The sequence below is a fragment of the Vibrio sp. 1874 genome (assembly GCF_033344395.1).
GTDB lineage: Bacteria > Pseudomonadota > Gammaproteobacteria > Enterobacterales > Vibrionaceae > Vibrio > Vibrio alginolyticus.
Genome location: NZ_JAWPOR010000002.1, coordinates 735,258 through 750,380 on the forward strand (window position 1 = coordinate 735,258; position 15,123 = coordinate 750,380).

General features: G+C 44.0%; 11 protein-coding genes. 6 read left to right on the forward strand and 5 right to left on the reverse strand.

All coding sequences use genetic code 11. From position 1 onward, the window contains the following. Positions 1 to 219: 219 nt before the first annotated feature. Positions 220 to 3,381, forward strand: a complete 3,162-nt coding sequence (locus tag R8N46_RS07170) for a chitinase C-terminal domain-containing protein (protein ID WP_213972202.1) — start codon at positions 220 to 222, stop codon at positions 3,379 to 3,381. A 97-nt stretch (positions 3,382 to 3,478) separates the two neighbouring features. Here R8N46_RS07170 and glgC read toward each other — a convergent pair whose 3' ends face one another. The 4 genes from glgC to R8N46_RS07190 all read right to left on the reverse strand — a co-directional run bounded on the left by glgC (position 3,479) and on the right by R8N46_RS07190 (position 9,226). Continuing rightward, the gene (gene glgC, locus R8N46_RS07175) at positions 3,479 to 4,696 is read right to left on the reverse strand and encodes a glucose-1-phosphate adenylyltransferase (RefSeq protein ID WP_025767797.1); all 1,218 of its coding nucleotides are present in this window, start codon (positions 4,694 to 4,696) and stop codon (positions 3,479 to 3,481) included. Positions 4,697 to 5,233: 537 nt separating this feature from the next. Further along, positions 5,234 to 6,982 carry a formate--tetrahydrofolate ligase gene (locus tag R8N46_RS07180; RefSeq protein WP_115386640.1) on the reverse strand — a complete coding sequence of 583 codons (1,749 nt, stop codon included), beginning with the start codon at positions 6,980 to 6,982 and terminating at the stop codon, positions 5,234 to 5,236. Positions 6,983 to 7,218: 236 nt separating this feature from the next. Next, the gene (locus R8N46_RS07185; RefSeq protein WP_005376376.1) at positions 7,219 to 8,523 is read right to left on the reverse strand and encodes an inosine/guanosine kinase; all 1,305 of its coding nucleotides are present in this window, start codon (positions 8,521 to 8,523) and stop codon (positions 7,219 to 7,221) included. A gap of 232 nt (positions 8,524 to 8,755) precedes the next feature. After that, positions 8,756 to 9,226, reverse strand: a complete 471-nt coding sequence (locus R8N46_RS07190) for a CreA family protein (protein WP_005397614.1) — start codon at positions 9,224 to 9,226, stop codon at positions 8,756 to 8,758. A 145-nt stretch (positions 9,227 to 9,371) separates the two neighbouring features. On the opposite strand from R8N46_RS07190, the gene R8N46_RS07195 reads away from it, so the two are divergent. Then, positions 9,372 to 9,881 (forward strand): hypothetical protein, encoded by a 510-nt coding sequence (locus R8N46_RS07195; protein ID WP_005386088.1) that lies wholly within the window; start codon positions 9,372 to 9,374, stop codon positions 9,879 to 9,881. A 195-nt stretch (positions 9,882 to 10,076) separates the two neighbouring features. Continuing rightward, positions 10,077 to 10,745, forward strand: a complete 669-nt coding sequence (locus R8N46_RS07200) for an HAD-IA family hydrolase (RefSeq protein ID WP_047103569.1) — start codon at positions 10,077 to 10,079, stop codon at positions 10,743 to 10,745. A gap of 430 nt (positions 10,746 to 11,175) precedes the next feature. On the opposite strand, the gene R8N46_RS07205 is transcribed toward R8N46_RS07200, so the two are convergent. Further along, positions 11,176 to 12,606: a methyl-accepting chemotaxis protein gene (locus R8N46_RS07205; RefSeq protein WP_213967991.1), complete on the reverse strand. Its 1,431-nt coding sequence runs from the start codon at positions 12,604 to 12,606 to the stop codon at positions 11,176 to 11,178. A 314-nt stretch (positions 12,607 to 12,920) separates the two neighbouring features. Here R8N46_RS07205 and R8N46_RS07210 point away from each other — a divergent pair, with 314 nt between their 5' ends. The 3 genes from R8N46_RS07210 (at position 12,921) to R8N46_RS07220 (ending at position 15,099) form a co-directional block, all read left to right on the forward strand. Next, on the forward strand, positions 12,921 to 13,094 hold the full coding sequence (locus tag R8N46_RS07210) for a hypothetical protein (protein ID WP_005376381.1): 174 nt from the start codon (positions 12,921 to 12,923) through the stop codon (positions 13,092 to 13,094). 81 nt (positions 13,095 to 13,175) lie between these two features. Next, positions 13,176 to 13,778, forward strand: a complete 603-nt coding sequence (locus R8N46_RS07215; RefSeq protein ID WP_053303599.1) for an ACP phosphodiesterase — start codon at positions 13,176 to 13,178, stop codon at positions 13,776 to 13,778. Between the two features lie 67 nt (positions 13,779 to 13,845). Further along, entirely contained in the window at positions 13,846 to 15,099 is a 1,254-nt protein-coding gene (locus R8N46_RS07220) for a DEAD/DEAH box helicase (protein ID WP_181881319.1), read from the forward strand. The last annotated feature ends 24 nt before the right edge of the window (positions 15,100 to 15,123 follow it).

Below are 15,123 nucleotides of genomic sequence, written 5' to 3' on the forward strand. Positions count from 1 at the left end.
TATTTATTTGAGTTATAAAATTAGTTACTGGTGCCAAATAATAGGTACGTTGTTGCAATCATTTAGTGGATTGTTGCGAGGCGGTGTGGAAAACTCGTAAATAGATAGTGTGAAATCACCAACTTGTACTTAAGTTATTTTACGTCGAAATAAAAGTATAGATGCGCTTCGTTTAGCGCATTTAGTATTGTTTTAACAATAACTTAAGGAAGAGCGATTATGCACCTTAAAAACGGCAACGCAGTGAAAAACGTGTTCACACTAAGCACACTCACCGCTTCTTGTCTTATGGCCTTCAATAGCTACGCAGCAGTTGACTGTGCCCCTCTAGAAACTTGGCAATCATCAAAAGTTTATAACGGTGGCGACCAAGTTCAGCATGAAGGTAATGCTTATAAAGCGCGTTACTGGACGCAAAACAACAATCCAGCGCAATCTGGTGAGTGGGGCGAGTGGGAAACACTTGGCGCTTGTGATGGCACTGGACCGGTTGATCCACCTCAGAATGAAGTCCCGACGGTTACTCTGACATCGCCTTCTGCGTCGGCTTCTGTGACTGCGGGTGATGTTGTTAGCCTAGCTGCAGATGCGGCAGATACTGATGGGACTGTTAGCAAAGTAGAGTTCTTTGTTGATGGTGTATTAGTTGGTCAGGCAACGTCTGCGCCGTATGCTGCATCGTGGACAGCAACTGAAGGACAGCACGAGTTCTCTACCAAGGCCTATGACGATGCAGGTGCCGTTAGTACGGCAAGTGTTGTGACGTTAACTGTGGCATCAGCGCAACCTGGTAACGAAGCGCCGACAGTGGATGTCGCGCTTTCTGCGAGCTCTATTGACCTGGGTGGTTCCGTAACACTGACTGCAAATGCTACGGATGCGGATGGTACCGTTGCTAAAGTTGATTTTTATGTTGCAGGTGTGCTTGCTGGCACTGCTACAACAGCGCCATACACGCTGGATGTAACCCCTTCACAAGCTGGCTCATTAAGTGTTTATGCGAGAGCAACCGATGATGCTGGAGCAACAGCAGATTCTGCAATTGCGACGTTAACAGTAAACGGCGGCGCAGTGACATCTAATTGTCGTCCTGATGGTCTTTATCAAACAACGGGTGTAGATGTTCCTTACTGTTCTATTTATGATGAAGAAGGTCGTGAGAAAATGGGGGCTGATCACCCACGTCGTGTAATCGGCTACTTCACCAGTTGGCGATCAGGTGACGACCCACAAGCGACTTACCTTGTTAAAGACATTCCTTGGGAACAACTTACTCACATTAACTACGCGTTTGTGAGCATTGGTTCTGACGGCAAAGTAAACGTTGGCGACGTTAATGATCCTAACAACCCTGCTACAGGTAAAACTTGGCCAGGCGTTGAGGTAGATCCTGCTCTTGGTTTTAAAGGTCATTTTGGTGCACTAGCAACTTACAAGCAAAAACATGATGTTAAAACGCTAATCTCGATTGGTGGTTGGGCTGAAACGGGCGGTCACTTCGATACGAACGGCGATCGTGTAGCTGATGGTGGCTTCTACACCATGACGACGAATGCGGACGGTTCTATTAATCATGCTGGTATTGAGAAGTTCGCAACTTCTGCCGTTGAAATGATGCGTCAGTACAAGTTCGATGGCCTGGATATTGACTATGAATACCCGACGTCAATGGCTGGTGCTGGTAACCCTTACGACAAAGACTTCATGGAACCACGTCGTCAGTATTTATGGGCGTCTTACCAAGAGCTGATGAAAGTATTGCGTGAGAAACTTGATGCGGCATCCGCGCAAGATGGTATTCATTATATGCTGACTATCGCAGCACCATCTTCAGGTTACTTGCTACGTGGGATGGAAACCTTCGATGTAACTAAGTACCTAGACTACGTAAACATCATGTCTTACGACTTGCATGGGGCTTGGAATGATCACGTTGGTCATAACGCGGCTTTATTCGATACAGGTAAAGACTCTGAGTTAGCGCAGTGGAACGTATACGGCACTGCTGCATACGGTGGTATCGGTTACTTGAACACAGACTGGGCTTACCATTACTTCCGTGGTTCTATGCCAGCAGGTCGTATCAACATTGGTGTTCCTTACTACACCCGTGGTTGGCAAGGTGTTACTGGTGGCGAAAATGGCCTATGGGGCCGAGCGGCACTACCAAACCAAGCAGAGTGCCAACCGGGCACAGGTGAAGGTGAGAAGAACAACTGTGGTCACGGCGCTATTGGTATCGACAACATGTGGCATGATACCGACCCTAAAGGAAACGAAATGGGCGCTGGTTCTAACCCAATGTGGCATGCTAAGAACCTAGAAAACGGTATTTGGGGCTCTTACGCAGCTGCTTACGGTCTCGACCCTGTCAACGATCCTTCAGATAAGTTTGTTGGTACTTATACCCGTCATTACGATAGCGTTGCTGTGGCACCTTGGTTGTGGAACGCAGAGAAGAGCGTATTCCTATCTACGGAAGATAAAGCTTCTATCGAGGTGAAAGCCGATTACGTTATCGATAAAGAGATCGGCGGTATCATGTTCTGGGAACTAGCCGGTGATTACAACTGTTACGTACTGGATGCAAATGGTAATCGTACGGCAGTAGATGCCACTGAACAAGCTTGTGCGGCGGGTAATGGTGAATACCACATGGGTAACACTATGACCAAAGCTATCTACGACAAGTTTAAGTCTGCGACGCCTTACGGCAACAAAGTAGCGACTGGCCCAACACCAACTGAAGCAGTAGACATTACTGTTAGTGTTGGCGGCTTCAAAGTTGGCGACCAAAACTACCCAATTAACCCGAAAATCACGTTTACGAACAACACTGGTCAAGCGATCCCTGGCGGTACTGAATTCCAATTCGATATCCCAGTATCTGCGCCGGACAACGCGAAAGACCAATCAGGTGGTGGTTTGAAAGTCATTGCTTCTGGACATACTCGTGCAAACAACATTGGTGGCTTAGATGGCGTAATGCACCGTGTGTCGTTCTCTCTACCAGCATGGAAAGACTTGCCAGCGGGCGGCACTTACGAGCTTGATATGGTTTACTACCTACCAATCTCTGGTCCGGCTAACTACTCAGTGATTTCTGGTGGTAAAGAGTTTGCGTTTAAGTTTGAACAGCCAGGTCTACCAATTGGTGATCTCAATGCGGGCACGGGTGGTGGTACCACTGAACCAGGTACGTGTGATACGACAGGTTTAGTGACATACCCAGCTCTGCCACAAACGGATTGGGCAGGTAATCCAAGCCACGCTAACCAAGGCGATAAGATCATCCACAACGGTGTGGTTTACCAAGCGAACTGGTGGACAGCGGCTGAACCGGGTACAGATGGTAGCTGGTCAACGGTATGTAACATCTAATTATTATGGATTATTTGTTATAGCCTAATGTTTACAGGCACTTAAACAAAAGCGCACGATGATTATCGTGCGCTTTTTTGTTGTGATAGTTTGTCGTTTAATCGAATTGGTAACTTTCAGGTATGACGACAATACCTTTGTCTGAGATTTTAAATCGCTTCGCATCTTCAAGTTTGTTGATGCCAATTTGAGTATGTGGCGGAATACGAACATGTTTATCAACTATGCAGTTGACCAACTGACTTCCTTCACCGACTTCTACGTCATCAAAAATGATGGAATCGACTACCGTTGCACTATCTTGAATGCGTACATTAGAGGAAATAATGGAGTGCTGTACTGAGCCTCCGGAATTGATGACACCGGTAGCAATGATGGAGTTAATAAAAATGCCTTCATTACCCGTAGCCGACGATACAGTACGAGCTGGTGGAAACTGCGGCTCGTAAGTACGAATCGCCCAATTAGACTGATAAAGGTTCATTGGCGGCACAGGTTCTAGTAGATCCATATTCGCTTCATAGAAGGAATCAATGGTACCCACGTCGCGCCAATAGCAATCTTTATCGACGCGCCCTTTACTGCCACAGAATTGATAAGCGTAAACGGATTCGGTATCAATTAGCTTAGGTATGATGTCTTTTCCGAAGTCATGGCTTGATGAATCGAGTTTTGAGTCTTCTTCAAGCGCTTCTTTCAAAACATCCATATCAAAGATATATATTCCCATAGAAACAAGGCTTCTGGTCGCGCTTCCAGGAAGAGTAGGTGGGGTTTCAGGTTTCTCTATAAACGAAGTAACGAGCCCGTTTTCTGTGGTGCCCATTACACCGAATGCTGAAGCATCCTCTACGGGAACATCCATACAGGCAACGGTGAGCTTAGCACCTTTCTCTTTATGCTCTTCAAGCATTGCGGCGTAGTCCATTCGATAGATATGATCGCCGGATAACACAACCACATACTTTGCATCATTTCGCGATAGCAACCACATGTTGTGATAAATCGCATCGGCGGTTCCTTCATACCATGCACCACCTTTGCGCATTTGTGGTGGAACAGCAGTAATGTACTCGCCTAGCTCTGGATTGAATATCGACCAGCCGTCTCGTAAGTGTTTTTGAAGTGAATGAGATTTATATTGGGTTAAAACAAGGATCTTGCGTAAACCCGAATGTAAACAATTGGTTAGTGTGAAATCTATAATTCTATATTTTCCGCCAAAAGGTACGGCTGGCTTGGTTCTGTCATCGGTGAGTGGGCTGAGTCTAGACCCCATCCCTCCTGCTAAAATTACGGCGAGTGCGTCTTCCATAATATTCCCTTTCCCTTTTCTGACATGCATCAAAACGGTGCTAACCTGAAGGAGGTGGTATGCAACGCAGAGGTTTTGAAAAGCATGTGCTAATGTGCTTATTAGTGAAAAGTCTACTACAAGAATCGAGCCATAGAATATCTCCTTAAAAATCAAGGAGGTTAAAATTTCACTGTAAGACAACTGCACCATATTAGTGAAGCGCTAAATAGCCCGTGCATCAAATTGGCGCAAAATTGTAGAAAGGAGAAGTCAACAAGTATGGATTTACAATGTAAAGTGGCGACAAAACAAGAAGATAAATAGGGTTTTCTAGCTTAATAACTATGGCCAAACAAGGCTTAGGGTTAGCGTCTTAACTCTAAAGGTCTAAAACAGGCGCGTTGATGTAAGGCAGGAGAGCTTTGTATCAACGATTCAAGAGTAGAAGGCCTGAGACAACTCTTTTCACAGTTGTTGAGAGTGAGTGGATAGGTAAGTAGACCACTCACTCAATGAATATGCTCACTTCACTGATAGCGATACGTTATCACTGCACTAAGAGAGACCGACGATATTTCCTTCATCATCAAGATCTAAGTTCATAAATGCGGGTTTATCAGGTAAGCCTGGCATCGTCATCACGGTACCAGATAATGCATAAACGAATCCTGCACCCGCACACAAGCGCAGCTCGCGGATTGGGACGGTAAAACCAGTTGGTGCGCCTTTGACTGCGGAGTCTGTGGTTATCGATAGTGGTGTCTTCGCGATGCAAACCGCTAAGTTGTTAAAGCCTAATTGCTCAAAATGTTTGAGCTGTTCAGTCGCGATAGGAGTCATTTCTATATTGGTTGCTCCATAGCCCGCTTCACATACTGCCATGAGCTTTTCGAGTAATGATTGCTCTTTGTTGTATAACGGACAAAACTCTACAGGCGTGGTACACGCATCAATAACATGTTGAGCTAGTTCCGTTGCGCCTTGTCCGCCTTGCGAAAAAGCGGTGCTGATGGCTACTTTAACTTCGGGATTAAATTGGTGAATCAGATCTTCAAGAGCTTTAAGCTCTTTCACACAATCTTGTGGAAACTGGTTAATGGCAACGACAGCAGGTAAACCGTATTTATGAACGTTATTTATGTGCCATTTTAAATTTTCAAACCCAGCCTCCAATGATGCTTGGTCCGGATTAAAAATGGAATCTGAAATAGCCATACCTGGTCGTAAATCGTAGTGTCCGGAATTCGCTTTGAGGCCGCGTAATGTTGCTACGATCACTACACAGTCCGGGGCTTTGTTGGCGGCAGCAGCTTTAATGTTACACGCTTTCTCAAATCCCATATCCGAACCAAAACCGGCTTCAGTTACCGTGTAACCTGACAGTTTTAGCGCAATATCGTCCGCGATAATGGATGAATTTCCATGGGCGATGTTTGCAAATGGACCTGCATGGATCAACGTAGGAACACCTTCTAGAGTTTGCATCAGTGTTGGTGCAATCGCCTCTTTTAGTGTTACTGCCATTGCTCCTGCAACTTGTAGATCTTCCGTAGTGACGGGGTTTCCGTTCAAATCGTACGCTACGACAATTTTCCCAATACGTTGACGTAAATCTTTTAAATCTTTGGCTAGTGCAATGATAGCCATTAACTCAGAAGCGGCTGAAATATCGAACCCTTCGTCACGCTCGAAACCATTGATGGTTTTTCCTGCATCATTGAGGCCAATTTTGACTTTACGTAGTGCACGATCATTATGGTCCATCACTCGTTTCCAAGTAATACTTGCCGTGTCGATTTTAAGTGCTCTTAACCCGGTGCGAGATTCAAAGGCATCATAACCCTCGCGTTGCTCATGGAACAAGCGAGCGTCAAGAGCGGCTGAAGCAAGGTTGTGCGCCGCTGTCACTGCGTGAATGTCACCAGTAAGGTGTAAGTTTAACTCTTCCATTGGAGCTACTTGAGAATAACCGCCGCCCGCTGCGCCACCTTTAATACCGAAGACGGGTCCCATCGAAGGTTGCCTTATACATGCAATAACAGATTGATTAAGCTTTGCTAAACCTTGCGCCAGTCCTATCGTCGTAACGGTTTTTCCTTCGCCAAGAGGAGTCGGCGTGATCGCAGTGACGAGTACAAGTTTACCGTCATCATTTGCTTTGAGTCGTTCCAAACATTTTGGGTGGACTTTGGCTTTGTGCTTCCCGTGAGTGTCATACTCTTCGGGCAATAGTCCTACTTTTTCCGCGATAACATCAATAGAAGAAAGTGGTGTGTTTCGGCAAATTTCGATATCTGACTGCATGGAGAATCCCCAAAGTGGCACACAGGTAGCGTTGAAAAACTACCTGAGTTATAACGAGTATTATTGTGAGGCAAAGGTCTGCTTGGTGATGGTACTGTTTCGGTTAGGCTTGTAAAGAGTTTACTGCTTCGTATTGTGCGACATACTAACAAAATCTACTCGTTACAGTGCTAGATAAAAACAAAAAGGCCACCAAATGGTGACCTTGATATATTTTCAGCTTTAAAGCTGTCGTTTTAACGATCCCAATAAGTCTCTTCTAAGCTATCTTCTCGTTCAGGAAGCGCTCGCGATAGGCGAGGAGAGTGCTGCGTCAACACTTCATAGCTTACTCGGTTTGCGTATTTACAGATCTGAGAAAGCGAGGAGTAGGTTAAGCATCGTACTTCGTGCTTTTCTGAGTTAGGCACTTCTTTTTGGTGGAAAGAGTTTGCTGCCATGTCATGCAGTAAGGCTGAAAGGGCTGCATCACCTGCACCGTTAGTGTTCTTAATCTCTAGTGGTCCACCAAGGTAAGGGCCGATGTGAGAGTAGACCTTCATTGGGTTTTGACAGTCTTCTTTACGCATCGCACGACTAAACTCGTACTGGTTAAAGGCTTCGAGGGAGCTTTCAAGGATGTCGTGTGTGGTTTCTCGTTTTACTTTCTCATCGGTGTAACCAGCCATGTACAGACCATTTGGTCCTGCTGTACAAAGTACGAGATCAACCCACTCAAGCGCTTTATCTGCAGCTGCTAGCGGCTCTGTTTCACCTGTTAGCGCCGCACCTTCTTCTTCATTCATAGCGACAACAGAAATGTTTTCGCGAATGTATTCTTGCCACCACTGTGCGTTACCTTCGATAACGTACTTTGTCCCTAACGTAAGTACAACAGGGACATCGTGCTTCTTAGCAAAGTCGATCGCTCTTTGTACCGCTTTAGGCATTGGATCTTCTTCTTTACCACGCATTAGGTAAGAAGAAACAACCAGGGCTGATGCTTTCTCAAAGATCTCTTCAGGAATGCTCTCCGGAAGTAGTTGATTCATATGACCTTCGTTGATAGCAAATGTACGCTCACCGTCTTGAGAAATTAGGGTGTAGCAGCGACCAATAGGGCCATCTACCGTTTGTAAATGGTTAAGGTTCATGCGTGAAGACGTACGGCAAAGGTAGCGGTAAGCAAAAGAACCGACTTGAATGTTCTTAGACATCACACCGAGCAAAACGGATTTGCTATCGGCTAAAACTGAGTAGTTGTGAAGAGTATTGCCAATCGTGTCACCTGGGTATTGGTGTGTGATCAGGCCTTGCTCAACCAGTTCTTCGTAAAGTGCATCTGCTTTGCTTTCTTCAAGAACGAGCGAATGTCCTTTACTCAGGTTGTATTTCTCTAAAAACGCGTCATCTACACGTGCTTCGATATCTACAATGGTTTGACCGACACCAACAATAGTTGGGCGATATAGCTTAGGTGCCTGTCGGATTTGGTTTACTAATGGATCTCGAGCGTGAGTTGGGAAGTAGTGTTTAGATTTACGCTGACCAGGAAACTTCATGCTTGTTCTTGAGTGAGAAAAAAAGAGGCGGGATTGTATCACAAAAAAATGAAAATCGTGGCGATTTATTACAAAGAAGTCTGCTCGCTGAAAAAATCAGCGAGCTGAGTAAATAGCAACCAAAGCAGCTGCAATTTATGGCGCTTGTCGTATTGCAATGGGTTGTTTTTTAAACTTGTTGCTCAGCAGCGCCCGGAAAGAGCCTGCTCCGCGCTAACTAAATTTACCTGCGTTACTTTTTCACTTCAGTTGGCTCAACGTAAGCCTTGGTACCCCAAAGTGGGACTGTCGAAAGGCTATGCTTAAAACTACCATCGGTCTCTTTTGTTGTATAAGACAAGTAGAGTAAGGTTTGGTTATCGGCATCATAAATACGGCGAACCTTCATTGTTTTGAAGAAAATGCTTTTTGACTTCTTAAATACAATTTCACCGGACTTACTCTTATCTATTTTTGCAATCATTTCCGGTGTGATTTCGCCAGTCTGACGACATGATATTGAGCTATCACTTGGATCCGCTAAGCTGAAATCCGCTTCGATAGAGGCGATGTGACATGTGACACCTGTTACCACCTCGTCTTTCAACTCACCGACTTTGATGTCTTTCAAAGTAAACCAACCGAGCCCCACGTCAGCAACATCGTTATCTGAACAACCAACTAGAGTAGTAGCAAGCAATGCACTTAACAGCATCTTTTTCATTATTTTTGTCCTTAACTAGGAAAGATATTGATGAAATCTATCAGAGGTTTGCACCTAAAACAAAATTTAGCCACGGAAAGGTCTATGTGCGCTAGGTTTGTTGCGGGCTTCATGCTAATGTACTGCTCTAAACGAAGGTATCAAGATGAATGAACAACAGTTAGCCAGTATCGAGCGTAAAAATACATGGCTGTATGATCTGGTCGAAGTTGAATTTCCGACACCAGAGAGTTTGAAAGGGCGCGATGTCTATTTCAAAACGCTAGAAAAAGCAACGTATCAAGTAGTCGACAAAGACACACTACTGGAAAGTGACTCTGAATTTAACCCCGACGATATTTTTCTGGTCGATTTTCATCGACTCACCATTATGTTCTCTATCTTGCAATCTCAGCGCTGGGAACAGCAGTATGATAAAGATATGATCATTGAATATCTGACACAGATTATCCTCACGCCAGATTTTGAATTATATGTTGGTTTTAAATCTGGAGTCCCAATTGGTGCTGCTATTGTTAGCCATCTCGAAGGAAATACACTCATCTCTGATGTTGCTGTTTCTGAATCAAAGTACAAAAGCTCGTTTGTGGCTGATCTGGCTAAAAGACTAAGCACCGAGCAAAAACTGTTAGACTCAGTGGTTATCGAAGACTAACTTACACATCAATGTGCATAAAAAGTAAAGCAAGATGACGTTGGGTGATCTTGCTTAGAAAAACTGTAATTGCTCCCTTCTATTTCCATGAAATGCCAAGCTCGTCGTTTCAACAATCCCAAACTCAAATAAGATTAATCCAAACATTCTTAAAATCAGCTTGGGCTTGAGCCTTTAAGACGTCTGGAGATGGCTATGGCAATTACCAATATTAAGTGCGTGATATTTGACTGTGATGGTACGTTGGTCGACAGCGAAAGACTGTGTTGCCAAGCGCTCGTCAATGTATTTAACCAGCATGGGGCTGAGTTAACGATGGAAGAGTGCGTTTCTCACTTTAAAGGAGGAAAGCTCGCTGACATCCTTTTAGATACTAAAGAATTGAAAGATATCAAAGTCCCAATTGATGTTTTAGAACCGCAATACCGAGAAGAAGTCCAGTCTCTTTTTGTGCGTCACTTACAGCCGATGGATGGCGCAAAACGATTAATTCAGTTTTTGGATTCGCATAATATCGAATATTGTGTGGCGTCTAATGGACCTAAAGATAAAATTGAATACGCTTTGGAGTTAACCGGTTTACTCGATGCTTTCCGAGGGAAAGTGTTCTCGGCATTCGATGCGAATAGTTGGAAGCCTGAGCCCGATTTAATCATGTACAGTGCTATGAGCATGGGCTTTTTACCAAGTGACTGTCTTTATATTGATGACACGCCTAAAGGAGTCGAGGCGGGACTAAACGCCGGTATCAAAACGGTGCAGTTATTTAATGGTGAAGCTATCAATCGTGTTGATGACGAGCGTGTAATTCGCATCCATCATTTAGATGAATTAAAAGAGCAGCTGTGTGGCTGCTCTGTTTGACCTATTAATGGCAAACCGGACTTAAGCTGTGGATGTGCTTAAGTTTAGACTGTAGGTAAGGCGTTTGATGTAGACATTGGATAGATGAGAAGTTTTTTGTATGAAATCCGCAAGCAGCGCATGTGAATTTCTCGCCATCCGATGAAATGAGATATTCATCTCCTTGGCAGAGTGGGCAATTCAGGTTCTCTATGTCTTTTGTGTCTTTGTAATTATTCATATTGTTTTCCAGCAGCAAATTGGAATTGGCAAGATCAAGCATAGCGGAACGCTCTGTTTAAGAACATTATTTCATCGGGTACAGCGAGAACTTGAGATTCACTTCAAATATCCACTTGGATGTCGTAGAAAATATCGAAGGTAATAGTTGAACACGGTTTAAAGAAAAGGGCTCCCTAAGGAGCCCTTGTTGATCATAAGTTCCACAACGTTATGCGGTGCGGTAGCGTTGTAATATCTCACCAAGAGAAACGGAGGCTTGCGTGAGATTAGCGACGCCAGCGGTAGATTGCTCCGCCACTTCTCTGATTGTGCTTGATTGACTACGAATTTCTGAAAGTTCCGATGCAATATCGTTAGCAACTGCGCTTTGTTCTTCAGCAGATGTGGAAATCTGAATGCTCATGTCCATTAATGAGCGTGCTGACTCGGCAATAGAGGTAACATCATGGCCGATTTCATCAATAAGCTGGCTGCTGGTTTGAGCTTGCTGAACGGTTCGGTTGGTGATTGAAGCAATGTTCTGACTCTCTATTTGAAGCTTCTCAATCATGGCTTGGATCTCTACTGTTGCCTGTTGAGTTCTGCTTGCTAATGTACGTACTTCATCGGCAACCACTGCAAATCCACGACCTTGTTCACCAGCACGGGCTGCTTCGATTGCTGCGTTTAGTGCCAACAGGTTAGTTTGTTCTGAAATGGCGTTAATCGTTGTGATCACGTCATTAATCTGCGTCGTATTCTCGTTTAAATTGGTTACTGACGTAGAGGCTTGTTCAATATAGCTAGATAACGTCTCTATCTCGCCAATCACGTTTTGTACACGGCTTCTGCTTAGTTCGATCTTCTGGGCATCTTGGTCTGACTGCGTCGTTGCTTGTTGAGAAATACTTGATACCTCCTTTGCAGAGGCTGTCATTTCTTCCATTGCCGTCGCGACTGAATCAAGCGTTTGATATTGATGAGATATCTGGGTTTCACTCAACTGCATATCTTTTTCGAATGCAGAAGATGTCTCGCTCAACATCGTTGCATTATTTTTAACACTATTAACCAGTTCACTTAAGGTATCCATAGACTTGTCTAGCGCACAGCCGATGGTACCGAATTCATCTCGACCTGGATGGAAACCAAGGCGAGAGGTTAAGTCACCGTCACCAATTTTTTCGGTTGTTGTATATAAAACCCACAGAGCTCCTCCGATAAACGTTGCCACCCAGTAAGAGAATAGGGCAAAAGGAATACCCCATAAGAAGCTGAGTAATAGTGACGATAGAGCTGATGATTTTAACGATTCGTATTGTGTGGACACATTTTGAGTCAGCTTAATCACTTCTCCAGAATGCAACTTGGCATAAGCGGTCACAGACCCATCGACAAAAGAACTCTCGCTTACGCGGTTCGATTTCGATACGCCGTCAATTTCTGTAGCGCGGTTTGATTGAGCATCAACGATACCAGAAAGCTTCGCTTCGCTCGCCGAGATGGCTTGCTGCTCAAATTGTTGTATTTCATTGAAGTAGCGGCTTCCAGCCACTGAAGTGAGGGCTACTAAAAACAGTAGGAATATCACCCACATTTTGTCGTTGATAGACATCTTGATAAACAGCCTGTCTATCGTTCTAAACTCAACTTCTCTCATTTAAAGCTCCATTAGAGATAAAAGATATTGACCAAATCTATTGCTATATCGAAACAAAATATGCGAAGTTAATCAGCAAAATATGTAACGAATACTAAATTTAGTTTAAGAAATGAGATCTAAGGACGCCTATAACAGTATGTTATATCTTTAAATTGACATGAATGTTGATAAAAGAGTCATTTCTCTAAAGTGTTAAGCGGATATGAAACTTAATTGCAATCGTTTACTTTTGATTATGCTCATAGGTTTTTAAATCTTTACTTCTCGCTGTCATGAATGTGTCATATAAAGACTATAAAAAGGAGTTGCTGATGTGGATATGGCAAGAGTCAGGCCGTCAGCAAGTAAAAGCAAGAGAGCTTAAAATAAAGGAGGTCACAATGAGCGACCAATACCAAAACGATGAGAGCCTAGAGCTGCTAGATGCGCTTGAAATTGGCATTATCTTGTCGGAATACGTTGGCTCAGACAACGAAGCCGAATAGCGGAACACTCTCATCTCGTCGTAATTGACGTTATACTAGGTTCATGTCACACCAAGCCCTAGAGGCCAAAACTGGCGTCGAATGAACTTTCTAGCCCACCTGCATATCGCAGAACACAGTAACAGCCATTTATTGGGAAACTTGCTTGGAGACTTCGTAAAAGGAGATCCAAGCAAGCTGTATGATCGCGATATCTCAAATGGCATCAGATTACATAGATTTGTTGACCGTATTACTGACCATCATCCAATCGTCAACGAATGTAAGCCTCATTTCACTGGTGTTGCGAGACGTTTTGCACCTATCGCTTTAGATATGTTTTGGGATCATTGCCTCGCAAAACACTGGAACGACTTTCATTCCGTGTCTCTCGAACACTTTGTAAAAACGGCATACGAGAGAGTAAATCGAGAGGTTCATGAACATTTGCCGCCACGTTTTTTGGTGCTCCACAGCAGAATGTGGCATGGCCGATGGCTTCAATCCTATCAAGATCTAGACAATATAGAATTTGCACTACATCGGATGTCGCAAAGAAGTCCTAGAATGGCAGACTTAACCACAACATTTAAAGTGATTGAAAGTGATTACACCGAATTAGAAGAGAAGTTCTCGTCACTTTATCGAGATGTTTTGCGCCAGTCGTATGATTTTCAGCAACAGCTTAATGACTCAACTCAATGAGATAGAAAAGTAGTATGGCTTTAGGGGCTCTGGTAAACTCTGCGCTCCAAAAATAATGAGGTTACACATGTCTGTTAATTTTGCTGATTTAGGCATCGAACAAAAGCTAATCGAGACGCTAGGCAATCTAAATATCGTGACGCCAACACCAGTGCAAGAAAAGTCAATTCCACACGTCCTTGCAGGAAAAAACTTACTTGCTGCTGCACAAACTGGTACGGGAAAAACGGCTGCGTTTGGTTTACCTATCATACAAACCGTTCAGCAAAAGAAACTTAATGGCACACCTCGAGCATTGATTTTGGTTCCAACACGCGAGCTTGCACAGCAGGTATTTGATAATTTGAATCAGTACTCGGCAGAAACAGAACTTCGCATCGTGTGTGTTTATGGTGGTACAAGCATTGGCGTACAAAAGAGAAAGTTAGAAGAGGGTGCTGATATTTTGATTGCCACGCCAGGCCGCCTTTTGGATCACCTGTTTAATGGTAACGTAAACATCTCTAAAACCGGTATGCTCGTGTTAGACGAAGCCGACCGTATGTTAGATATGGGATTTTGGCCTGACTTGCAGCGCATCTTCCGACGTTTGCCTGCTGAGAAACAGATCCTATTGTTCTCTGCGACATTTGAGAAGCGAATCAAAACTATTGCGTATAAACTCATGGAATCGCCAGTTGAAGTCGAAGTTTCACCAGCAAATACGACTGCTGAAACGGTAACACAAATGGTTTATCCAGTGGATAAAAAACGGAAACGTGAATTGCTAGCGTACTTAATTGGCTCGCGGAATTGGCAGCAAGTGCTTGTATTTACAAAAACGAAGCAAGGCAGTGATGAGTTAGCGAAAGAGCTCAAGTTAGATGGCATCAAAGCGGTTTCTATCAACGGTGATAAATCACAGGGTGCCCGCCAAAGAGCTTTGGATGAATTTAAACAAGGTAAGGTACGTGCTTTGATTGCAACCGATGTGGCAGCACGAGGGTTAGATATTCAAGAGCTAGAACAAGTCGTGAACTTTGATATGCCATTCAAAGCAGAAGATTATGTCCATCGAATTGGCCGCACTGGAAGAGCTGGAAAGTCAGGTTTGGCGGTTTCTCTGATGAGTAGAGATGAGGAGTACTTGTTGCAAGCTATCGAGAATCTGCTTGATCAACGCTTACCCCAAGAATGGCTGGCAGGTTTCGAACCAAGTCTTGTAGAAGAAGTTGAGCCTGAACAAAATGGGCGTCGTCGTAGTCGTTCATCTGAGAAGCGTAAGCTAAAAGCAAAATTGGCGATTCATAAGAATCGTGGTAAATCACGTAGCTCTCGCTAAACCGCGCAAACTTTTGTTCTTACA